The sequence below is a fragment of the Streptomyces sp. NPDC028635 genome (assembly GCF_040637635.1).
In the GTDB taxonomy this organism is placed as follows: Bacteria; Actinomycetota; Actinomycetes; order Streptomycetales; family Streptomycetaceae; genus Streptomyces.
The window spans coordinates 383,621-405,557 of the sequence record NZ_JBEZWX010000002.1 but is presented as its reverse complement, the minus strand read 5'-3'; the positions used below and the strand labels follow the sequence as shown (position 1 = coordinate 405,557).

22 protein-coding genes and 1 tRNA gene are annotated in these 21,937 nt (G+C 72.2%); 14 read left to right on the top strand and 9 right to left on the bottom strand.

Going from position 1 to position 21,937, the window contains the following annotated elements; all coding sequences use genetic code 11:
- The first annotated feature begins 117 nt into the window (after positions 1-117).
- A tRNA-Gly gene (locus tag AB0E88_RS03995) sits at positions 118-188 on the top strand.
- 20 nt (positions 189-208) lie between these two features.
- On the opposite strand, the gene AB0E88_RS03990 is transcribed toward AB0E88_RS03995, so the two are convergent.
- Complete coding sequence (locus AB0E88_RS03990) at positions 209-901, bottom strand: RraA family protein (protein ID WP_361623328.1); 693 nt, start codon at positions 899-901, stop codon at positions 209-211.
- Between the two features lie 69 nt (positions 902-970).
- Positions 971-1,165, bottom strand: coding sequence for a hypothetical protein (locus tag AB0E88_RS03985; RefSeq protein ID WP_361623325.1), 195 nt, complete (start codon positions 1,163-1,165; stop codon positions 971-973).
- Positions 1,166-1,407: 242 nt separating this feature from the next.
- Between AB0E88_RS03985 and AB0E88_RS03980 the strand changes: the two genes are divergently transcribed.
- Positions 1,408-2,469: an acyltransferase family protein gene (locus AB0E88_RS03980; RefSeq protein ID WP_361623322.1), complete on the top strand. Its 1,062-nt coding sequence runs from the start codon at positions 1,408-1,410 to the stop codon at positions 2,467-2,469.
- Between the two features lie 128 nt (positions 2,470-2,597).
- Here the strand turns inward: AB0E88_RS03980 and AB0E88_RS03975 are convergent, their stop codons facing one another.
- Positions 2,598-3,071: an HD domain-containing protein gene (locus AB0E88_RS03975; RefSeq protein WP_361623319.1), complete on the bottom strand. Its 474-nt coding sequence runs from the start codon at positions 3,069-3,071 to the stop codon at positions 2,598-2,600.
- A gap of 16 nt (positions 3,072-3,087) precedes the next feature.
- Positions 3,088-4,266, bottom strand: coding sequence for a PP2C family protein-serine/threonine phosphatase (locus AB0E88_RS03970; protein ID WP_361623316.1), 1,179 nt, complete (start codon positions 4,264-4,266; stop codon positions 3,088-3,090).
- Positions 4,267-4,440: 174 nt separating this feature from the next.
- Between AB0E88_RS03970 and AB0E88_RS03965 the strand changes: the two genes are divergently transcribed.
- Positions 4,441-5,703 carry a GNAT family N-acetyltransferase gene (locus AB0E88_RS03965; protein ID WP_361623313.1) on the top strand — a complete coding sequence of 421 codons (1,263 nt, stop codon included), beginning with the start codon at positions 4,441-4,443 and terminating at the stop codon, positions 5,701-5,703.
- Positions 5,704-5,746: 43 nt separating this feature from the next.
- On the opposite strand, the gene AB0E88_RS03960 is transcribed toward AB0E88_RS03965, so the two are convergent.
- Positions 5,747-6,556: a DNA-formamidopyrimidine glycosylase family protein gene (locus tag AB0E88_RS03960; protein WP_361623305.1), complete on the bottom strand. Its 810-nt coding sequence runs from the start codon at positions 6,554-6,556 to the stop codon at positions 5,747-5,749.
- A gap of 79 nt (positions 6,557-6,635) precedes the next feature.
- Positions 6,636-7,121, bottom strand: a complete 486-nt coding sequence (locus tag AB0E88_RS03955; RefSeq protein WP_361623302.1) for a ribose-5-phosphate isomerase — start codon at positions 7,119-7,121, stop codon at positions 6,636-6,638.
- Positions 7,122-7,352: 231 nt separating this feature from the next.
- Here AB0E88_RS03955 and AB0E88_RS03950 point away from each other — a divergent pair, with 231 nt between their 5' ends.
- Together AB0E88_RS03950 and AB0E88_RS03945 are read left to right on the top strand one after the other, a co-directional pair.
- A complete protein-coding gene (locus AB0E88_RS03950; protein WP_361623299.1) occupies positions 7,353-8,852 on the top strand; it encodes an amino acid permease in 1,500 nt (499 codons plus the stop codon).
- Between the two features lie 40 nt (positions 8,853-8,892).
- Positions 8,893-10,206, top strand: a complete 1,314-nt coding sequence (locus AB0E88_RS03945) for an FAD-binding oxidoreductase (RefSeq protein WP_361623296.1) — start codon at positions 8,893-8,895, stop codon at positions 10,204-10,206.
- A gap of 214 nt (positions 10,207-10,420) precedes the next feature.
- On the opposite strand, the gene AB0E88_RS03940 is transcribed toward AB0E88_RS03945, so the two are convergent.
- Entirely contained in the window at positions 10,421-11,005 is a 585-nt protein-coding gene (locus AB0E88_RS03940; protein ID WP_361623293.1) for a biotin transporter BioY, read from the bottom strand.
- 436 nt (positions 11,006-11,441) lie between these two features.
- On the opposite strand from AB0E88_RS03940, the gene AB0E88_RS03935 reads away from it, so the two are divergent.
- The 8 genes from AB0E88_RS03935 (at position 11,442) to AB0E88_RS03900 (ending at position 19,982) form a co-directional block, all read left to right on the top strand.
- Entirely contained in the window at positions 11,442-12,653 is a 1,212-nt protein-coding gene (locus tag AB0E88_RS03935; protein WP_361623290.1) for an ROK family protein, read from the top strand.
- A 170-nt stretch (positions 12,654-12,823) separates the two neighbouring features.
- A complete protein-coding gene (locus tag AB0E88_RS03930) occupies positions 12,824-13,894 on the top strand; it encodes an ABC transporter substrate-binding protein (RefSeq protein WP_361623412.1) in 1,071 nt (356 codons plus the stop codon).
- Complete coding sequence (locus AB0E88_RS03925; RefSeq protein WP_361623287.1) at positions 13,891-14,733, top strand: ABC transporter permease; 843 nt, start codon at positions 13,891-13,893, stop codon at positions 14,731-14,733. Before AB0E88_RS03930 ends, AB0E88_RS03925 begins: the two co-directional genes overlap by 4 nt.
- The gene (locus AB0E88_RS03920; RefSeq protein ID WP_361623284.1) at positions 14,709-15,443 is read left to right on the top strand and encodes an ABC transporter ATP-binding protein; all 735 of its coding nucleotides are present in this window, start codon (positions 14,709-14,711) and stop codon (positions 15,441-15,443) included. The genes AB0E88_RS03925 and AB0E88_RS03920 overlap by 25 nt, the downstream gene beginning before the upstream one ends.
- Positions 15,440-16,804, top strand: coding sequence for an LLM class flavin-dependent oxidoreductase (locus AB0E88_RS03915; protein ID WP_361623281.1), 1,365 nt, complete (start codon positions 15,440-15,442; stop codon positions 16,802-16,804). The genes AB0E88_RS03920 and AB0E88_RS03915 overlap by 4 nt, the downstream gene beginning before the upstream one ends.
- 11 nt (positions 16,805-16,815) lie before the next feature.
- On the top strand, positions 16,816-17,706 hold the full coding sequence (locus tag AB0E88_RS03910) for a TauD/TfdA family dioxygenase (protein ID WP_361623278.1): 891 nt from the start codon (positions 16,816-16,818) through the stop codon (positions 17,704-17,706).
- A 124-nt stretch (positions 17,707-17,830) separates the two neighbouring features.
- Entirely contained in the window at positions 17,831-19,219 is a 1,389-nt protein-coding gene (locus AB0E88_RS03905; protein ID WP_361623275.1) for an amino acid permease, read from the top strand.
- Positions 19,220-19,334: 115 nt separating this feature from the next.
- Positions 19,335-19,982, top strand: a complete 648-nt coding sequence (locus AB0E88_RS03900) for a superoxide dismutase (protein WP_361623272.1) — start codon at positions 19,335-19,337, stop codon at positions 19,980-19,982.
- A 119-nt stretch (positions 19,983-20,101) separates the two neighbouring features.
- Here AB0E88_RS03900 and AB0E88_RS03895 read toward each other — a convergent pair whose 3' ends face one another.
- Positions 20,102-20,878, bottom strand: coding sequence for an SAM-dependent methyltransferase (locus tag AB0E88_RS03895; protein WP_361623269.1), 777 nt, complete (start codon positions 20,876-20,878; stop codon positions 20,102-20,104).
- A 117-nt stretch (positions 20,879-20,995) separates the two neighbouring features.
- On the opposite strand from AB0E88_RS03895, the gene AB0E88_RS03890 reads away from it, so the two are divergent.
- Positions 20,996-21,262, top strand: coding sequence for a hypothetical protein (locus AB0E88_RS03890; protein WP_361623266.1), 267 nt, complete (start codon positions 20,996-20,998; stop codon positions 21,260-21,262).
- Here AB0E88_RS03890 and AB0E88_RS03885 read toward each other — a convergent pair.
- The gene (locus AB0E88_RS03885) at positions 21,249-21,893 is read right to left on the bottom strand and encodes a DsbA family protein (RefSeq protein ID WP_361623263.1); all 645 of its coding nucleotides are present in this window, start codon (positions 21,891-21,893) and stop codon (positions 21,249-21,251) included. The genes AB0E88_RS03890 and AB0E88_RS03885 overlap by 14 nt on opposite strands.
- Positions 21,894-21,937: the final 44 nt, after the last annotated feature.

Below are 21,937 nucleotides of genomic sequence, written 5' to 3'. Positions count from 1 at the left end.
CGTGCGCCGCGCCGCGCCGGAGGGCCGCGCACGTCGCGGGGGGTGTGCGGCGAGGGGTGCCGACCCGCTACGATGCCTTGCAGTGCCGCGGACCCACTGGCTCGCGGCGCGCTGTGTGCGGGCGTAGCTCAATGGTAGAGCCCCAGTCTTCCAAACTGGCTACGCGGGTTCGATTCCCGTCGCCCGCTCTGTAGCACTCAGGCCCAGGTCAGGCGGGGTTTCCCCGCTCACCTGGGCCTGAGTCGTCCGGGGCCCGAGTCGTCCCCGTGGCCGGTCGGTCCTGGTGGCCGTGCTCGGCGAGGATCTTGTCGATGCGGGCGCGGTGGGCCTCCTGCCAGGCGTCCAGGGACTGCTCGGCCTCCTCGGCCAGCCGGGCGCGTGCGGCCCGCAACACCTCTTCCCGGCGTGCGCCGGGGACGACCACGACACCCTCCTCGTCGGCGACGACGACGTCACCGGGGTGCACCTGGACGCCGCCGCAGCGCACCGGCACGTTCAGCGGCTCGACGGCCTTCTTGGTGCCGGGGACCGGGATGACTCCGCGGGCGAGGACGGGGAAGCCGAGCTGCCGCGCCTCGGCCACGTCGCGGATGACGCCGTCGAGGACGAAACCGGCGATGCCCCGGCGCTGGGCGACCGCGCAGACGTTGCCGCCGGCCAGGGCGTGGTCGAGGTCTCCGGACTCCACGACGACGACCGAGCCGGGCGGGGCGCGGTGGATCGCGGCGTGCAGCATGAGGTTGTCGCCGGGGCGGCACCGCACGGTGAACGCCGGACCGGCGAGGCGCGGCATCGGCGACCACAGGGGCCGTACGCCGATGTCCATGACCTGTGCGCGGCCGACGAGGTCGGCGAGGGTGGTCGGCGGGATGTCCGGGAAGCCGGTGGCGGTGTCGGTCATCCGGTCAGCCTGCCCAGGAAGTATCTCGACGTCAAGACACTTGCCCGGCGACCCGGGCGGGCCGCCCCCTCAGAAGCTGATCGAGTTGATCGTTTCCGCTATCGAGTTCAGGAAGCGGTTGATCGAGGGGGCCATCCCCGTGGAGGCGAGGAAGAAGCCGAAGAGGATGGCGACGATGGCGGGGCCGGCCTTGATCGAGCCTCCGCGGACCAGCACCACCAGGATCACCGCCAACAACAGCACCACAGACAGTGAAATGGCCACAACAGATCACACCCTCGGTCGGTCCGCTTCCCCGGCCCGGGGGTGTTACCCCGCACACCCCCGTCGGGAACCATCGTGCCACCAACCGCGCTACCCGGTGCGGCGCGTGACACACCGTCCGCCGGACCGGGGAGGGCGCGAACAGCCGTGCACTGCCTGCCCATATGGGTTGTTTTGGTGGGCATTATCCAGGACATATCGGGCCGTTGGTGTGGCGCGGCAACCGCGTTAGGGTGCCTCGAATGGTCAAGCAGCGCGACGCCTTCTTCGACAACGCCAAATACCTGGCCATCGTGCTCGTCGCGATCGGGCACACCTGGGCGCAGATGATGGACGACAGCCGCGCGGTGGAGAGCGCGTACCGGGTCGTGTACACCTTCCACATGCCGGCGTTCGTCGTCATCTCCGGCTACTTCTCGCGGAGTTTCGACCTGAGCCCGCAGAAGGTGAGGCGTCTGGTCACCGGTGTCCTCGTGCCGTACGTCGTCTTCGAGACCGCCTACGAGCTGTTCAAGGACGTCGCGGACCGGCCGGACACCGAGATCAGTCTGCTCGACCCCAGCTATCTGATGTGGTTCCTCGCCGCCCTGTTCATCTGGCGGCTCACCACGCCGCTGTGGAAGGTGCTGCGCCGGCCGCTGCTGCCGGCCGTCGCCGTGGCCGTGCTGGCGAGCGTGAGCCCCAGCATCGGCACGGACTTCGACCTCCAGCGCGTGCTGCAGTTCCTGCCGTACTTCGTGCTCGGCCTGTGCCTGAGGCCCGAGCACTTCCAGCTGGTGCGGCGCCGCTCGGTGCGGATCGCGGCGGTGCCGGTCGGCGCTGCGGCGCTCGCGGTCGCCTGGTGGTCGGTGCCGCGGATGAACGGCGGCTGGTTCTACCGGCAGTCGGCCGCGCAGGACCTCGGGGCGCCCTGGTGGTGCGGGCCGGTGATGACGCTGGCGTCGATCGGCTGCGCGCTGGTGCTGACGGCGTGCTTCCTCGCCTGGGTGCCGGGCCGCCGCCTGTGGTGCACGGCGCTCGGCGCGGGCACCATCACGGGCTATCTGCTGCACGGCTTCCTGGTGAAGTTCGCCGAGTACCGCGGCTGGTTCGACGCGCCCTGGGTGCACCGTCCGCTCGGCGCCGTCGCGGTGACCGTGCTCGCGGCCGCCGCCGTCACCCTGCTGTGCACCCCGCCGGTGCGGCGGGCCCTGCGATGCGTGACCGAGCCGAGGATGGCGTGGGCGTTCCGGCCGGACCCGGCCGCGCAGGCCCGCGCCCGCGAACACACCACGCCCGCGGCCCGCGAGCCGGTGAACGCCTAGCCCGGCCCGGGCAGTCCGGGCGGTCCCCGCAACACGGGCAGTCCGGACAGTACGGACATCGGGGCCGTACGGACATCCGGGCAGCACGGACAACCGGGCATCACCGGCCGGGAGAAGGCCCGGGGCGGTTACGGCTGTTCCACTCCGGGCGCCGCACGGGCCGGCTCCGGCAGTCCCAGCAGGGCGCGCATGCGGGCGTACTTCTCGGTCAGGCGGGCGCGGGTCGCCGGGTCCAGGGCGGCGAGGCGGGAGGGGTCGGCGTTGTGCGCCAGGTCGGCCTCCTTGACCAGCAGCGCGCCGTCGGTGGCGAGGATGCGCCCGGCGTACTCCTGCGGGGACTCCCCCGCCCGCTTGGTCACGGCCCGCACGATGTCCTTCGTACGACCGCTCAGCGCGGCCCCGGACAGCCACTGCTCGCTCAGCGCGTCGTCCTCGACGGCGTCGTGCAGCCAGGCCGCCGCGATCTGCTCGGCGTCGCCGCCACGCGCGCGTACGCCCTCGGCGACCGCGTGCAGGTGCTCGGTGTAGGGCCGTCCCGCCTTGTCGGTCTGGGCGGCATGGGCGGCGCGGGCGAGGGCCTCGACTTCCGTCAGGGTGAGCATGGGGCCCCCAGTGCGGTCAGTGGACAAAGGACGCGGTCGGGCCCTCGCGGCAGATCAGCAGCAGGGCCCGGTCGTCGTTGACGTCCTTGGCGACCGCCTCGATCAGATGCCAGGCGGCGCCCTGGAAGCCGGCGGCGACATAGCGGTCGGCCTCACCGGTGAGCCGGTCGATGCCCTCGACGATGTCCCGGTCGGAGGTCTCCACCAGGCCGTCGGTGAACAGCATCAGGACGTCACCGGGGCGCAGCGAGCCCTTCACCGGGTCGAACTGGGCGCCGTCGTAGACGCCCAGCAGGGGGCCCTCGGCGGCCTTCTCCTCCCAGCGGCCGCTGCCCGCGCTGAGCTGGAGGCCCGGCGGGTGGCCCGCGGAGTACAGCTCGTAGTCGCCGGAGTCCAGGTCGAGGACGAGGTGGATGGAGGTGGCGAAGCCCTCGTCCCAGTCCTGGCGCAGCAGATAGCCGTTGGCGGCCGGGAGGAAGGCGTGCGGCGGCAGGGAGCCCAGCAGCCCGCCGAACGCGCCGGACAGCAGCAGGGCGCGCGAGCCGGCGTCCATGCCCTTGCCGGAGACGTCGGTGAGGACGACCTCCAGGGTGCGGCCCCCGTTGGTGCGGGCCGCGACCACGAAGTCGCCGGAGAAGGACTGCCCGCCGGCCGGGCGCAGCGCCATCTCCTGGTGCCAGCCGCGCGGCAGCGCCGGCAGCTTGCTCTGCACCCGGATGCGTTCACGCAGGTCGAACAGCATCGTGCCGCCGCGCCGCCAGGGCACGCCGACCCGGCTGCGGAACTGGGCGATCAGCAGTCCGACGAAGCCGCAGGCGGCGACCACCAGCACCACCCCGGGCGTGACCCGGCTCGGGCCCTCGGTGTACGGGCCGAGCCACACCGACTCCACGATCAGGGCGGTCGCCGCCGCCGCGTACAGGCCGAGCAGGCTCGCCGGGCGCAGCACCAGGCCGCCGACGACGATCGGCAGGACCAGCGCGGCCGGCGAGAACCACACGGAGTTGGCGAGGGTGAGCGCGGCGATGAGCGGGATGGTGAGGAAGAGGCCGGCCAGCGCGATCCAGTCCGAGCCGTCCCCGCGGAAGTAGTCGACGGCGGCGCGGCGCACGCCGACGCGGACCCGGTGCCACTGCATCTTCCACCGGGCCGTGAGCGTCTCGGCCGCCGTGCGCCGACCTCGTCGTACTGCCATTGGTCGGTGACCCTATCCATCGGGCCGGGCGCTTGGCACGGGAGGTCCCACTTGTCCCCCGTCCGAGGCCCCTTTTCTCAGGGGGTTCTCAGTGAACGGCACGCGGGCCGGGTGTGCGGGCGGGAGGGAGAAATTCCCTCGCTGGTCCCGGTGCGGCCCTGATAGGCATGGTTCATGGCGACTGAGGCGAGCGACGCGACGGGTACCGGGGCCGAGCTGCGGGTGCTGCGGCCGGAGGACTTCGAGCAGTGGTACGGCACCCTGCTGCGCGCCTTCGGCGGGGTGGCGGAGTCGGAGGAGGAGCGCGCGCTGTGGCGGGACCTCACCGAGTTCGACCGCTCCCTCGCCGCGTGGGACGGGGACGCGGTGGTGGGGACGGCCGGGGCGTTCTCCTTCCTGCTGACCGTGCCGGGCGGGGCGGCGGTGCCCGCGGCGGGCGTCACCATGGTGGGCGTGGCCGCCACGCACCGGCGGCGCGGGCTGCTGACGGCGATGATGCGGCGCCAGCTGGACGACGTACGGCTGCGGGGGGAGCCGCTGGCGGTGCTCACCGCGTCCGAGCCCTCGATCTACGGCCGCTTCGGGTACGGCGCCGCGAGCCACCAGCTCGGCGCCGAGATCGACACCGCGCGGGTGTCGCTGGCCGTGCCGCAGGGCACGGACGACGTACGGCTGCGGTACGCCGAGCCGGGCGACGCCGTGCGGGAGTGCGAGGCGGTGTACGCCCGGCTGGTGCCCGGGCGGCCGGGGATGCTGGCGCGGCACCGGCCGGGCTGGGAGCGGGTCGGGCTGCTGGACCCGGAGAGCGAGCGGGACGGGGCGTCGCCGTTGCAGTGCGTGCTCGCCGAACACGGCGGCGAGGTCGTGGGGTTCGCGCGGTTCCGGGTCAAGCCGGCCTGGGGACCGGGCGGGCACGACGGCACGGTGATCCTGACGGAGCTGTACGGGCTTCATCCGGCGGCACAGGCCGCGCTGTGGCGGTTCCTGTACGACATCGACCTGACGTCGACGCTGGTGGTGCGGGGGCGGCCGGTGGACGAGGCCTGGCAGTACCAGGTGTCGGACATCCGGCGCTGTGTGCTGCGCATGCGGGACCAGTACTACGTGCGTCTCGTGGACGTCGGGGCGGCGCTGGCCGCGCGGACGTATCAGGCGCCGGTGGATGTGGTGCTGGAGGTGTCGGACCCCTTCTGCCCGTGGAACGAGGGGCGTTGGCGGCTGAGCGGCGACGCGAAGGGCGCGTCCTGCGAGCGGACCACCGACCCGGCCGATCTCGCTCTGTCCGTGCGCGAGTTGGGGGCGGCGTATCTCGGGGGCGTGCCGCTCACGGCGCTGGCGGCGGCCGGGCGGGTGCGGGAGCTGCGGGGCGGGGCGCTGACGGAGGCGTCGGTGGCGTTCGGCTCGGCGGTGGCGCCGTGGCTGCCGCACGGGTTCTAGCGGTCCCGCCGGCCGGGCCGGAGAAGTGGGTCCCGGGCCGCTGTCAGGGTTTCTGGCAGGTGGGGCACCAGAAGAGGTTGCGGGCGGCGAGGCCGGCGGTGCGGATCTCGGTGCCGCACAGGTGGCAGGGCTGCGGTGCGCGGCGGTAGACGTAGACCTCGCCGCCGTGGTCGTCGACGCGGGGCGGGCGGCCCATCGCCTCGGGCGTGTGCTCGGGGCGGACCGTGTCGATGCGGTTGTGGCGGACGCCCTCGCGCATCAGCGCGACGAGATCGGTCCAGATCGCCCGCCACTGGGCGGGGGTGATGTCCCGGCCCTGACGGTAGGGGTCGATGCCGTGCCGGAAGAGGACCTCGGCGCGGTAGACGTTGCCGACGCCGGCGATGACCTTCTGGTCCATGAGCAGGGCGGCGACGGTGGTGCGGCTGCGCGAGATCCTGCGGTACGCCGCGTCGGGGTCGGCGTCGTCGCGCAGCGGGTCGGGGCCGAGGCGGGCGTGCACGGCCTGCTTCTCGGCGTCCGTGATCAGTGCGCAGGTCGTCGGGCCGCGCAGGTCGACGTAGGCGGTGTCGTTCGCGAGGCGCAGGCGGACGGTGTCGGTGGGCGGCGGCGCGGGGGCGTCCCCGAAGGTCACCTTGCCGAAGAGACCGAGGTGGATGTGCACGTGCTCACTGTCGCGGAAGCGCAGGAAGAGGTGCTTGCCGTGGGCCTCGGTGGCGGTCAGGACGGAGCCGGTGAGGAGGTCGGCGGCGTCGGAGAACTTGCCCTGGGGGCTGGTGACGCGGGGCGCCGTGCCCAGGAAGCGGGCGGCGTAGTCCTGCGCCAGCCGGTGGATCGTGTGCCCCTCTGGCACGGTTGCCGTCTCCTCTCGTGACCGTCCGCTGGGGTGCGCGCCGGACCGGGCCGGGTCCGGCACGCAGCCCCGCGTGCGACTACTGCTGCGGGTGGTGCGCCGGGATCGGCGGCAGGTCACCCGTCGTCTCGTAGGACGACAGCATGTCGATGCGGCGGATGTGGCGCTCGTCGCCGGAGAACGGGGTGTTCAGGAAGGTCTCGACGAACTTCGTCGCCTCCTCCTGCGTGTGCATGCGGGCGCCGACCGCGACCACGTTGGCGTTGTTGTGCTGGCGGCCGAGCGCCGCCGTCTCCTCGCTCCAGGCGAGGGCCGCACGCACGCCCTTGACCTTGTTGGCGGCGATCTGCTCGCCGTTGCCGGAGCCGCCGATCACGATGCCGAGGGCGTCCTGGTCCGCCGCGGCGCGCTCGGCGGCGCGCAGGCAGAAGGGCGGGTAGTCGTCCTGGGCGTCGTAGATGTGCGGCCCGCAGTCGACGGGGTCGTGACCCGCCGCCTTCAGCCATTCGACGAGGTGGTTCTTGAGTTCGAAGCCGGCATGGTCCGAGCCGAGATACACGCGCATGGGACGAGTGTGACATGCGCGGGCGTGGGCAGCAGGGCGGGGTGGAGGCCCGGGAAGGGTGCACCGAGCGTAGGGGCGAGACTACAGAACCTCAGGAAAACCTCAAGTAACGATCCGGATTCAAAGGTTTCCGAATTCCGTTACCTCAGATTCACTGGTCCGGCTCGTACACCGCTCCGTACGGGAGATGGATCACAACAAGATCACACGGCGCAAAGGAATTCCGTCCCAATGACCTCGCAGCCGTCCATGACGCAGGCCGGACACGGCCAGAAAAGCCCCGGTGCCCCCGGCGACCCCGGATCCGGGCTCCAGGCAGGACTCAAGAACCGTCACCTTTCGATGATCGCCATCGGCGGTGTCATCGGCGCCGGGCTCTTCGTGGGCTCCAGCACCGGTATCGCCACCGCCGGGCCCGGCATCCTCCTCTCCTACGCGCTCGTCGGCACGCTCGTGGTGCTGGTGATGCGCATGCTGGGTGAGATGTCGGCCGCCAACCCGACCTCCGGGTCGTTCTCCGCCCACGCCGACCGCGCGCTCGGCCCCTGGGCCGGGTTCTCCATCGGCTGGCTCTACTGGTTCTTCTGGGTCGTGGTGCTCGCGGTCGAGGCGACCGCCGGCGCCAAGATCCTCGAAGGCTGGATCCCGGCCGTGCCCCAGTGGGGCTGGGCCCTGATCGTGATGGTGGTGCTCACCGCCACCAACCTCGTCTCCGTCGGCTCCTACGGCGAGTTCGAGTTCTGGTTCGCCGGCATCAAGGTCGTCGCGATCGGCGCCTTCATCGTGATCGGCGGACTCGCCGTCTTCGGTGTGCTGCCCGGCGCCCACAGCGACCAGGCGGGCGTGTCCAACCTGACCGCGCACGGCGGCTTCCTGCCCAACGGGCCCGGCGCGATCCTCACCGGTGTGCTGCTCGTCGTCTTCTCCTTCATGGGCAGCGAGATCGCCACCCTCGCGGCCGGTGAGTCGGAGGACCCGCAGCGGGCCGTCACCAAGTCGACCAACAGCATCATCTGGCGCATCGGCGTCTTCTACCTCGGGTCGATCCTCGTCGTCGTCTGCCTGCTGCCCTGGGACAGCAAGGCGATCGCCGAGAAGGGCTCGTACGTCGCCGCGCTGGACTCCCTCGGCATCCCGCACGCCGGTCAGATCATGAACTTCATCGTGCTGACCTCGGTGCTGTCCTGCCTCAACTCGGGCCTGTACACCGCCTCCCGCATGGCGTTCTCGCTCGGCCAGCGCGGCGACGCGCCGAAGGGGTTCGCCCGGACCACCCCGCGGGGCGTGCCGCAGACCGCGATCCTCGTGTCGGTGGCGTTCGGGTTCGTCGCGGTGTTCTTCAACTACAAGTTCCCGGACACCGTCTTCCTCTTCCTGCTGAACTCCTCCGGTGCGGTCGCGCTGTTCGTGTGGCTCGCCATCTGCTTCTCGCAGCTGCGCATGCGGAAGATCATCCAGGCGGAGGCGCCGGAGAAGCTCGTCGTGAAGATGTGGCTGTACCCGTATCTGACCTGGGCGTCGGCCGCGCTGATCGTCTTCGTGCTGGGCTACATGCTCACCGACACCGAGCACGACGGCCGCGAGACCGTGCTGCTGTCGCTGGGCGTCGCGGCGGTCGTCCTCGTCATCGCCTTCGTCAAGCAGAAGGTGGCGGGCGACCGGCGCGGCGCCGTGGCCGCGCCGGCCGCGAGCGAGGCGGCCGAGCCGGTCTCCTCCGACACGCGCGGATAATCTGACGGCAGCTGTCAGGTTATGCGGCCAGCATGGCCGCATGGACTTCACGGACCTCGACGCCGATCCGACGCAGCTGCCCGTCCTCAGGCCCGGCGACCCCGCCTACGACGCGGAGGTCGCCGGGTTCCAGACCGGATTCAGCCAACGGCCGGACCTCGTCGTCGCCGCCTCGGGCGCCGACGAAGTGGTCGCGGCCGTTCGGCACGCCACCGCCCGAAACCTGCCGGTGCGGGTGCAGACGACCGGGCACGGTCTGCCCGGCGACGTGGTGGGCGGGCTGCTGGTCACGACCTCGCGGATGGACCGGGTGGAGGTCGACGCGGAAGCCCGCAGTGCGCGCGTGCAGGCGGGGACGCGGTGGCGACAGGTCGTGGCGGCCGCCGCACCGCACGGACTGGCCCCGTTGAACGGCTCCGCCCCGTCCGTCGGCGTCGTCGGCTACACCCTGGGCGGTGGACTGGGCATCCTGGCCCGGCAGTTCGGGTACGCCGCCGACCATGTCCGCTCCCTCGACGTCGTCACCGGCGACGGCGTCGCGCGGCATGTCACGCCCGGCGACGAGCTGTACTTCGGTCTGCTCGGCGGCGGTCACGGCCTCGGCGTCGTCACCGGGATGGAGATCGGCCTCGTCCCCGTACGCACCCTGTACGGCGGCGCGCTCGCCTTCGACGGGCGCCAGGTGGACCCGGCGGCGGTGCTGCGGGCGTACGAGGCGTGGACGCGGACCGTGCCGTCCACGCTGACCTCGTCCTTCGCCGCCGTACCGTATCCGGATCTGCCGGCGCTGCCGCCGCATCTGCGCGGGCGGTACGTCGTGTCGGTGCGGGTGGCGTACACCGGCGACGACGGGGACCGGCTCGTCGCGCCGCTGCGGGAGGCCGGGCCGGTGCTGTCCGACTCGCTGCGCGTGATGCCGTATGCCGACAGCCACACCATCCACAGTGATCCCGACTTTCCGCACGCCTACCACGGGGACAGCGCGGTGCTGCGCGAGCTGGACGTGACGGCGGCCGCCGAGGTGCTCGCCCGTACGGGTCCGGATGCCGGCGGGCCCATGTGCGTCGTGCAGATCAACCACCTGGGCGGCGCGCTCGCCGCACCCGCGCCGAACGCCGTCCCGTGGCGCGAAGGGCGTTTCCTGGTACGGCTGTTGTCCGTCGGCGAGCGTGAGCGCGCCCGCGCGGTCCTCGACCCGGCCTTCGCCGCGCTCGCCCCGCACACCCTCGGCCGCTCGGCGAACTTCGCCTTCGGCGCCGGGGACCGCACGCGGGGCCTGCACGACGCGGAGACGACGAAGAGGCTCGCCGTGCTGCGGTCGGTGTACGACCCGGCGAGCCTCTTGCGGAGCTAGAGGAGGAGCGGGCGGGGAGGAGCGGGCGGTGAGGAGCGGCAGGAGGAGCGGGCGGGGAGGAGCGGCAGGAGGAGCGGGCCGGACCGGCGCCCGCTGGTGTGGAGCCGGGCCGACCGGGGCTCGCTCATGCCGAGCCGGACCCAGCAGGGCCCGCTGCCGGCGAGCCTGACCATCCGGTGCCGCCCGCTGTGGAGCCGGCCGGAGGGGTGGCCTGTCAGGTGCGGTTGGCGAACTTCCAGGCGGTGGGCAGGACGCCCATCGCCAGGGCCGCCTTCAGGGCGTCGCCGAGCAGGAACGGGGTGAGACCCGCCGCGATCGCCTGGGTCAGGGACATGTGGGCGGCCAGCGCCAGGTAGGGCACGCCGACGGCGTAGATGACCGCCTCGCCCAGGATCATCGTGCCGGCCGTGCGCCAGACGTTCCGGTCGGCGCCGCGGCGGGCCAGCGCGCCGACCACGGTGGAGGCGAGCAGCATGCCGAGGACGTACCCGAAGGAGGGCATGCCCGCGCCCGAGGCGCCCCCGGCGAACCACGGCATGCCGGCCATGCCGGCCAGCGCGTACAGCGCGAGCGCGAGGAAGCCGCGGCCGGCGCCGAGCGAGGTGCCGACGAGCAGCGCGGCGAAGGTCTGGCCGGTCACCGGGACCGGGGAGCCGGGCACCGGGACGGAGAGCTGGGCCGCGAGGCCGGTGAGCGCGGCGCCACCGAGCACGAGGGCCGCGTCGCGGACGCGGGAGGCCGGCAGCAGGTCGGCGAGGACCTGCCCGGTACGGGCGGGAGTGGCGGCAGCGGTGCTCATGGGGACTCCGCGGAGGTCGGGACGGCTTGGGACACCGTGACGCTATCCCAGCGTGCTCGAGCCGATCACCATCAGCGCTCGACAAAGGCCGGGACGGCGGCTTGGTGGGCTTCGGACAACACACGGCTGCACAGCCCATCTGACGTGACACCGGTCACGCAGGCCGTGACGTCTTCCTCACCCCGGCCCGGCCGGATCCTCCTGTGGGATCCCGCCAAACGCGACCGGGTGCCCTGGCCGGAACGCGCCGTCAGGGCCTACCCTTCCAGCCATGGTTGCCCAGGCCCGGTACTTCTCGTCGCGTCGCCATGTCGACCTGCGGCGCGTGGGCGCGGCCATGTGTCACCGCGCGGTGTGAGGCGGCGGGAGCGGTGGCTCCGGCGCGCCTCCTGACGAGGACACCCGACGGCCCCCTCTCCCGAGGAAGCGCATCGCCATGCCCCGTACCGCGGCACCTCCCCCCGCCCTGTCCGCCTCGCCGGTCCCCCGGGTCGCCGACCGCGACCGGCGCCGCACGAACGCGAGCGTCGTCCTGCGGTCCGTGCTGGAGCACGGGCCGGTCGCGCGCAGCACCATCGCCCGGCTGACCGGGCTGTCCCCGGCGTCGGTGACGGACCACTGCGCCCGGCTGGCCGGGGCGGGTCTGCTGCGGGAGGCGACCGCGCCGCGGCGCTCCGGCGGGGTCGGGCGCCCGCACCTGCCGGTCGATGTGGACACCGAGCACCTCCTGGTGGCCGGAGTGCACATCGCCGTGCCGTACACGACGCTCGCGCTGCTGGACCTGCGCGGGCGGGTGGTGCTCCGACGGGAGCTGAAGCACGAGGGGACCGAACCGCACCGGGTGCTCCGGCGGGCCGCCGACGGGCTGGCGGCGCTGTGCGCGGCGGTGCCGGGGCGGCGGCCGCTGGGCGTCGGGGTGGCCGTCGGCGGCTGGGTGGACCGGGAGACGGGCACCGTCGTGGAGCACGAGCTGCTGGGCTGGCGGGAGGTCCCGGTGCGGGAACCGCTCGGGGCGCGGACGGGGCTGCCGGTCCAGGTGGACTCTCACGCGCGGGCGTTGGTGAACGGCGAGCGGCTGTTCGGGCGGGCCCGGGGGGCCGGCAGCGTGCTGCACCTGTTCGTGGGCAACGTGGTCGACGCGGCGTTCGCCTCCCACGACGAGGTGCTGCACGGTCCGCGCTCTGCGGCCGGGGCGATCGCCCATCTGCCGGTGCCGGGCGGCGGCGAGCAGTGCGGATGCGGCCGTACCGGCTGCCTGCAGGCCGAGTTGAGCGAACGGACGCTGTGCCGGCGGGCCCGGGCGGCCGGGGTGGCCGGCTGGGCCAACCCGATGCATGTCGTGGCCGCGGCGGCGGGCGGGGACGCGGTGGCGCGGCGACTGCTGGTGGAGCGGGCCCGGGCCACGGGGCGGGCGGCCGCGCTGCTGCTGGACGTGCTGAACCCGGAGGCGGTCGTGGTGACCGAGGTGGGGGTCCTCCATTTCGACGACTGCCTCGCGGCGCTGCGCGAGGCCGTCGGTACGGAACGCGCCGCGCAGGTTCACCCGACGAGTTTCCCGGCGGATTCCGTGCTGGCGGTGGCGGGCGGTTCGGTGGCGCTGGACGCGTTGTTCCGGGACCCTTTGGGCGCCTGGCCTGAGGTTATTTAATTCAGAAACTCCGAATGTTGACAGGGGTTGCTCATGGCCGGGAACATCCTGGTCATGAGCCCTCTCACCAGCTGTCGCACCGTCTGTTGCTGACATATTGCCGCGCATGAAGCGCGTGTTTCCCGCTGTGTGAGTTCTTCTTCTCCGGGCCTTCTTTCCCGCAATTCCCGCTGTCTTTTTCTCCTGGGAGTCCTCCCGTGCACCGTCGTGCCTTTCTCACCTCCGTGCTGGGCGCGTCCGCCGCCGTGACCGGTCTCAGCGGCTGCGCGGACGGCCAGGCCGCCGCCGGCACCGCGGCCGCCGCCACCCGGCCGCTCGCCGACCGCGTCCCCGCCGGGACCAGCCTGAAGATCGCCTCCTACCTGGGCCAGCAGCAGCTCCAGTTCAAGCTGGCGAGGCTGCCGGCGCTGCCGTTCACCGTCTCGAACTGGCTGAACATCGGCGCGGGCCCCGATGTCATCAACGCCTTCCGCGCCAAGTCCCTCGACCTCGCGGCCAACGCCGGGATCCCGCCGATCCAGGCGCACTACCAGGGGTTCGCCGCGAAGATCGTGGCGATCGACATCACCCGCAAGCCCAGCTACCTCTTCGCCACCAAGCCCGGCAGCGACATCCGCACGGTCGCCGACTTCAAGGGCAGGCAGCTCGCCTTCTCCCAGGGCCAGGCCCAGGGCGTCGTCCTGCTGCGGGCGCTGAAGAAGGCGGGTCTGTCCTACGACGACGTGAAGCTGGTGCCGCTGACCAGCAACCAGTTCCTGACCGCGCTGCAGTCCGGGCAGGTCGACATCGCCCCGCTCGGCATCAGCCAGGCGCCCGCCTATCTGAAGCAGTACGGCCCCAAGGGCGCCCGCACCATCGCCACCGACGTCGTCGACCTGCTCAGCCTGCTGTGGGCGCCGCAGTCCGTGCTGAACGACCCGGCGAAGGCCGCCGCGATCGCCGCCTACATCCCGCACTGGGCCAAGGGCCAGGTCTGGGCGTACGAGCACCCGGACATGTGGAACGAAGAGTTCTACGTCAGGACGCAGAACCTCAGCCTTCAGCAGGCGAGGTCCATCACGGCGCTCGCGAACAAGCCGCTGTTCCCGCCGAGCTGGGACGAGGCGATCCGGTGGGAGCAGGAGACCGCCGACCTGCTCGCCGAGGGCGGCTTCGTGCAGAAGTTCGACGTCTCGTCCCTCTTCGACCACCGCTTCGAGGCGATCGCCGCCCGGGCCGTACCCGAGGAGTACCGGAAATGACCACCCTCACGACGACCGCCGTCGTGGCGCCGGAGGCAGGGGAACTCCCCCAGGTCCGCAGGCGCCGCCGCCTCTCCCCCGGCCGCCGGCTGCCCGCCGCCCGGCTGGCCGGCCCGCTGGCCGTGCTCGCGCTGTGGGCGGCCGCCTCGGCCGCCGGGACCCTGGATCCCGGCGCGATCCCCGCACCCTGGACGGTACTGAGGACCGCAGGTCATCTGTGGACCGACGGCACCCTGCCCACGGACATCGTGACCTCTCTGAAGCGGGCCGGCTCCGGCTTCGCGATCGGCCTGACGGCCGGGGTGCTGCTCGCGCTCGCCGCCGGGCTCAGCCGGGCCGGGGAGGCGCTGATCGACGGGACGGTGCAGCTCAACCGGGCGATCCCGACCCTCGGGCTGATCCCGCTGTTCATCCTCTGGCTGGGCATCGGCGAGACCTTCAAGATCGCCATCATCGCGATCGTCGTCTACATCCCGGTCTATCTGAACACGCACGCCGCGCTGTCCGGCATCGACAGCCGTTTCGTCGAACTCGCCGAGGTGCAGGGCCTGTCCCGGCTCACCTTCGTCCGCCAGGTCGTGATCCCGGGCGCGCTGCCCGGCTTCTTCGTGGGGCTGCGGCTCGGCGTGACCGGCTCCTGGCTGGGCCTGGTCGTGCTGGAGCAGATCAACGCCACGTCCGGGCTCGGCTATCTGATGTTCCAGGCGCAGAACTACGGCCAGAGCGACGTCATCCTGGTCGGCCTGCTGATCTACGGCGTCTTCGGCCTGGTCTCCGACAGCGCGGTCCGGCTCGTCGAACGGAGGGTGCTGTCATGGCGCCGCACACTGAGCAACTGACCCGGCCGGCCGTGCGGTTGCGCGGCCTGACCCGGTCCTTCGCGGGCCGCACGGTCCTGGACGGCGTCGATCTCGACCTGCCCGCCGGGCAGTTCACGGCGCTGCTCGGGCACAGCGGCTCGGGCAAGTCCACGCTGCTGCGGGCGATCGCCGGCCTGGACCACGGGGTCAGCGGCAGCGGGCAGCTGTCCGCCCCGGAGCGGGTGTCGGTCGTCTTCCAGGACTCCCGGCTGCTGCCCTGGCGGCGGGTACTGGACAACGTCCTCCTCGGCCTGGACGGCAGGGACGCCGCGGCCCGGGGCCGGGCGGCGCTGGCCGAGGTGGGGCTGACCCACCGCGAGCGGGCCTGGCCGGGCGAGCTGTCCGGCGGCGAGGCGCAGCGCGCCGCGCTGGCCCGCTCCCTGGTCCGCGAGCCGGAACTGCTGCTGGCGGACGAGCCGTTCGGCGCGCTGGACGCACTGACCCGGATCAGGATGCACGCGCTCCTGCGTGACCTGTGGCAGCGCCACCGGCCGTCCGTGCTGCTGGTCACCCACGACGTGGACGAGGCGGTCGTGCTCGCCGACCGGGTCCTCGTCCTCGACCAGGGCCGCATCGGCCTCGACCTGACCATCGACCACCCCCATCCGCGCTCCTACCGCGAACCGGTGCTCGGCGAGTACCGCGAGCGTCTGCTGGGCGCGCTGGGCGTCACGGAGGACCACCGGTGACCGCCAGAGAGCTCCACCTCAACGCGTTCTTGATGAACACCGGCCACCACGAGGCCTCGTGGCGGCTCCCGGAGAGCGACCCGTCCGCGCACGTCGATCTCCAGCACTACGTCCGGCTCGCCCGCAGCGCCGAGCGGGGCACCTTCGACTCGCTGTTCCTCGCCGACGGCCCGCAGCTGTGGAGCAACCTCGCCCAGCGCCCTGCCGGGGCCCTGGAGCCGCTCACCCTGCTGACGGCGCTGGCGACGGCGACCGAGCACATCGGGCTGATCGCCACCGCGTCCACGTCGTACAACTCGCCCTACAACCTGGCGCGCAAGCTGGCCTCGCTGGACATCATCAGCGGCGGCCGGGCCGGCTGGAACGTCGTCACCACGGCCGGCGCCGAGGCCGCCCGCAACTTCGGGCTGGACGCCGAACCGGCGCACGCCGAGCGGTACGCCCGCGCCGCCGAGTTCCTGGACGTGGCGCTGAAGCTGTGGGACAGCTGGGAGGACGACGCGGTCGTCGCCGACAAGGCGGCCGGGGTGTGGGGCGACGACGGCAAGATCCATCCGCCGCGCCACCGGGGAACGTACTTCAGCGTGGCGGGCGCCCTGAACGTGCCGCGCACCCCGCAGGGCTACCCGCTGCTGGTGCAGGCGGGCTCCAGCGAGGACGGCAAGGCGTTCGCCGCCCGCTACGCCGAGGCGGTGTTCACCGCGCAGCAGACGCTCGCCGACGCGCAGGCGTTCTACGCCGACCTCAAGTCCCGCACCGCGCGGGCCCGCCGGGACCCCGGGCTGCTGAAGGTGCTGCCGGGCATCGTCCCCGTCCTCGGCTCGACCGAGGCCGAGGCGCGGGCCGCGGAGCGGCAGCTGGAGGACCACATCGTGCACGACCACGGCGTGGCCCGTCTGGAGAGCCTGCTGCACCTGCCGCCCGGCACGCTGGAGCTGGACGCGCCACTGCCCGCGGACCTGCCGCCGGAGGACGCCATCGAGGGCGCCAAGAGCCGCTACACGCTCGTGGTGGAGCTGGCCCGGCGCGACAAGCTCACCGTGCGGCAGCTCATCGGGCGGCTCGGCGGCGGGCGCGGGCACTTCACCGTCGCCGGAACGCCCGAGCAGGTCGCCGACGTGATCGAGACCTGGTTCACGCGGGGCGCCGCCGACGGCTTCAACGTCATGCCGCCCGTCCTGCCCTCCGGCCTGGACGCCTTCGTCGACCACGTGGTGCCGGTCCTGCGCGCCCGGGGCCTGTTCCGCACCGCGTACGGCCCGCGCCGCACCCTGCGCGAGCGCTACGGCCTGCCCCGGCCCGCCAACCAGTACCTGAACCCCGCTCCCGCTTCTCCCGCACCCGCTCCCGCCCTCGCCTGAAAGGACCCGTCATGTCCCTGAAGATCACCAAGGTCACCGCCCGCATCGGCGCCCGCGTCACCGGCGTCGACCTCACCGCCCCGCTCGCCCCCGAGCAGGTCGCCGCGGTCCGCGAGGCCCTGAACGTGCACAAGGCGCTCGTGTTCGACGCGGGCGACCTGGACGACGCCGGCCAGCAGGCCTTCCTGCGCCACTTCGGCGACCTGACCACCGCCCATCCCACGGTCGGCGCCGTCGAGGACGCCCCGAACGTGCTGCCGGTGGACAGCGAGCGGGGCCGGGCCAACCACTGGCACACGGACGTCACGTTCGTGCTGAACCCGCCCCAGGCCACCAGTCTGCGCTCGCTCACCGTCCCGGCGTACGGCGGCGAGACGCTGATCGCCAACGCGGCCGCCGCCTACCGCGACCTTCCCGAGCCGCTGCGCCGGTTCGCCGACGGCCTGTGGGCCGAGCACACCAACGACTACGACTACGCCGTGCCGCAGGAGGAGATCGACGAGGAGAAGGCGGCGCAGCGGGCGCAGTTCACCTCGATCCGGTACCGCACCGCGCACCCGGTGGTCCGCGTCCATCCCCTGACCGGGGAGCGCGGGCTGTTCATCGGCGGGTTCGCGCAGCGGATCGTGGGCCTGTCGGCCGGTGAGTCCCGCAAGGTGCTGGAGCTGCTCCAGGCCTATGTGACACGGCCCGAGAACGTCCTGCGGCACCGGTGGGCGGAGCGGGAGCTGGTCCTGTTCGACAACCGGATCACCCAGCACTACGCCATCGACAACTACGACGGGCAGCCGCGCCGGCTGCACCGGGTGACCGTCGCCGGCGACGTGCCGGTGGGCGTCGAGGGCAAGGAGAGCTGGTCCATCGAGGGTGACGCCGCGCACTACACCCCCGTGGCGGCGTAACCGGAGTCTCACACTGCGCACAGGCGGTGTCCGGATACTGGGCGGTCCCTTCGCGTGAGCGGACGGGCCGCCCAGACTGGCGGGGTTTTTGCCCGCCCCTTGCCTTCGTGGAGAGCCGCGCCCCATGCCCAGCCGCACGACCACGGACACACCGCCGCAGCAACAGGAGGGCGCCGCCCTCTCCCATGGCCTCAAGCAGCGCCATCTGTCGATGATCGCCCTCGGCGGCGTCATCGGCGCCGGGCTGTTCGTCGGCTCCGGCGCGGGCATCGCCGCCGCCGGCCCGTCGATCGTGATCGCCTACACGATCTCCGGCCTGCTGGTGATGCTGGTGATGCGGATGCTCGGTGAGATGTCCGCCGCCTATCCGTCCTCCGGTTCCTTCTCGGCGCACGCCGAGCGGGCGATCGGCCCCTGGGCCGGCTTCACCGCCGGCTGGTCGTTCTGGGTGCTGCTGTGCACGGCGGTCGGCCTGGAGGGCATGGGCGCCGCGAGCATCGCCCAGGGCTGGGTGCCCGGCGTCCCGCAGTGGATGTGGGTCGCCCTGTTCATGGTGGTCTTCTGCGGCGCGAACCTGGCCGCGGTGAAGAACTTCGGCGAGTTCGAGTTCTGGTTCGCCCTGCTGAAGGTCGTGGCGATCAGCCTCTTCCTGATCCTCGGCGTCCTGGCCATCGCGGGCCTGCTGCCGGACGTCGAGGCGCCGGGCACGTCCCACCTGACGGACTTCATGCCGCACGGCAGCGAGGGTCTGCTCGTCGGCCTGCTCGCCTCGGTGTTCGCCTACGGCGGTCTGGAGACGGTCACCATCGCGGCGGCCGAGTCCCAGGACCCGGTGCGCGGTGTCGCGTCCGCCGTCCGCACGGCGATGTGGCGCATCGCCGTCTTCTACATCGGCTCCATGGCGGTCGCGGTCACCCTGGTCCCGTGGGACTCCAAGGAGGTCGTCGAGAAGGGCCCGTACGTCGCCACACTCGACCACCTGGGCATCCCGCACGCGGGCCAGCTCATGAACGTGGTCATCTTCGTGGCCCTGCTGTCCGCGATGAACGCCAACATCTACGGCTCCTCGCGCATCGCCTTCTCGCTGGTGCAGCGCGGCCAGGGCCCGAAGGCGCTGGCGAAGCTGTCCGGCGGGGTGCCGCGGATCGCGGTCCTCACCTCGTGCGTCATCGGCTTCGTCTGCGTGCTGCTGAACTACTGGCGCCCGGACGACATCTTCAAGTGGCTGCTGAACATGATCGGCGCGGTGATCCTGGTCGTGTGGACCTTCATCGCGGTCTCCCAGCTGCTGCTGCGCCGCCGCATGGAGCGCGAGGCCCCGGAGAAGCTGGTCGTGCGCATGTGGGCCTTCCCGTGGCTGACCTGGATCGCGCTGGCCGGCATGGCCGCGATCTTCGTACTGATGGCCCGCGACCCGGCCAACCGCGTGCAGCTGTACTCGACGGGCGCGATGACGCTGGTCCTGGCGGCCGTCGGGTACGCCTGGCAGAAGGCGCGGACCTCCCGCGGCTGACGCCACACCTCGCCACCCTCGCGCAGACAGCCCCCGTGTGATCCACACGGGGGCTTTTTGCTGCTAGCTTGTTGTTGCGACTTACTTGCAATAAGAGCTCGGAGGTTACCCACGCATGCCCGTCTACACGCTGCCTGACCTGCCGTACGACTACTCCGCGCTCGCGCCCGTGATCAGCCCGGAGATCATCGAGCTGCACCACGACAAGCACCACGCGGCCTATGTGAAGGGCGCCAACGACACGCTGGAGCAGCTCGCCGAGGCGCGTGAGAAGGACACCTGGGGCTCGGTCAACGGCCTGGAGAAGAACCTCGCCTTCCACCTGTCCGGGCACATCCTGCACTCGATCTACTGGCAGAACATGACCGGCCCCAAGGAGGGCGGCGGCGAACCGCTGGCCGCCGACGGGGTGGGCGAGCTGGCGGAGGCGATCAAGGAGTCCTTCGGGTCCTTCGCCGGCTTCAAGACGCAGCTGTCCAAGGCCGCCGCGACCACCCAGGGCTCCGGCTGGGGCGTACTGGCCTACGAGCCGCTCAGCGGGCGGCTGATCGTCGAGCAGGTCTACGACCACCAGGGCAACGTCGGCCAGGGCGCCACCCCGATCCTGGTCTTCGACGCCTGGGAGCACGCCTTCTACCTGCAGTACCGCAACCAGAAGGTCGACTTCATCGAGGCGATGTGGCAGGTCGTCAACTGGCAGGACGTCGCGCGCCGCTACGCCGCCGCCAAGGCCCGCACGGACGTGCTGCTGCTCGCGCCGTGACGTGAGCCCGGATGCTCCTGCCTCGTGATCGTCTTCTCACCCTTCACCTGGCAGGCGGAAGAAGGGAGGCCCTTGCGAGGACAGGACTCGCAAGGGCCTCCTTCGTTCCCGGGAGCCGGTCAGGGCTTGCGGCCCACGCCGCCGTGCTGCCCGATCGGTTCCGCCCCGGCGCCCGGCTCGGGCCGCCACAGCGGTACCGACACCACGCCGGGCTCGATCATCTCCAGCCCGTCGAAGTAGGCCTCGATCTGCTCGACGGGGCGCAGGAAGTAGGGCACCGCGCCGGTCTCGTTGTAGCCGTCCTGGGCCGCCTCGTAGGCGGGGTCGGTGCCGCGCGAGCCGTCGTTGACACACAGGAAGCTGCCCGAGGGCAGGCCCGCCAGCAGTCGCCGGACCAGGTCGCGGGCCACCTCGTGATCGGCGACATGGCCGAGCAGACCGCTGAGGATCAGCGCCGTGGGCCGGGTCAGGTCGAGGGTGCGCCCTGCGGCCTCGATGATCTTCTCCGGGTCGTACAGGCTCAGGTCCTCGTACGCCGTGACGCCCTCGGGCGTGGACGTGAGCAGGGCGCGGGCGTGCGCGAGCACGAGCGGGTCGTTGTCGACGTAGACGATCCGGGACTCGGGGGCGAGCCGCTGGGCGACCTCATGGGTGTTGTCCACCGTCGGGAGGCCGGTCCCCACGTCCAGGAATTGACGGATGCCGGCCTCGCGCACCAGGTACCGGATGGCGCGCCCGAGGAAGGCGCGGCTGCTGCGGGCGACGGTGACGATGCCGGGGAAGACGGCCGTGTAGGCGTCACCGGCCGCCTCGTCCACCGGGTAGTTGTCCTTGCCGCCCAGCCAGTAGTTCCAGATCCGGGCCGAGTGCGGCACCGAGGTGTCGATCTCCGTCATGGGGTGTTGCTCGCCTCCAGCAGTGGGTTTCCCGCCCATGGTGCTACGAAATGACCTGCGGACAGGGCACATTGGGAGACTACGGCGGAGGGCTCCGCCTGTCCTGAGGAGACGCTCATGGCGAACGTGCGATGTCCCAGCCCCACCTGCAAGGACCGGATGCAGACCTTCCGCGAGCTGCGCCGGGAGGAGACCGCGGCGGCCGGTGAGGCGCTCGCCGCGGAGCTGGACGGGGAGGCCTTCGTCGCCCGGGCCTTCCACCGCTGCACGGCCGAGGGATGCCGTCGGGTGCAGCGCAAGACGAAGTACTGGGTGGGCGGCTATCTGCCGGAGGAGTTCGCGCACCCCTCCGGCAGCACCACGGCCGGCACTACAGGTTGCTGAAGTCCGGACCCTTGGTCCGGGTGCGCTTGATCTCGTAGAAGCCGGGCACCGAGGCCACGGCGAGGGTGCCGTCCCACAGCTTGGCGGCGTCCTCGCCCTTCGGGGCGGGGGTGACGACCGGGCCGAAGAAGGCGATCTGCTCGCCGTCGGCACCGGGAACGGCGATCACCGGGGTGCCGACGTCCTGGCCGACCAGGTCGATGCCCTCCTTGTGGGAGGCGCGCAGCTCGGCGTCGAACTCGAAGTCCTCCTGCTCGGCGTACTCGATCAGGTCGGCCGGCAGCCCGGCGTCGGCCAGCGCGCCGGCGATCGCCTCCACGGTCGCGCCCTCGCCCTGGTTGTGGAAGCGGGTGCCGAGCGCGGTGTACAGCGGGCCGAGGACCTGCGCGCCGTGCTTCTGCCAGGCGGCGGTCACCACGCGCACCGGCTGCCACGCCTTGGTGGCGAGCATGTTCCGGTACTCCTCCGGCAGCTCGTCCAGCCTGTCCTCGTTGAGGACGGCGAGGCTCATCACATGCCAGCGGACCTCGATGTCCCGGACCTTCTCCACCTCCAGCACCCAGCGCGAGGTCATCCACGCCCAGGGGCACAGCGGGTCGAACCAGAAGTCGACGGGGGTCTTCTGCGGCATGTCTCTCCTCAGGCGGACGTCTTTCCCCGGACAACGCCGTCGCG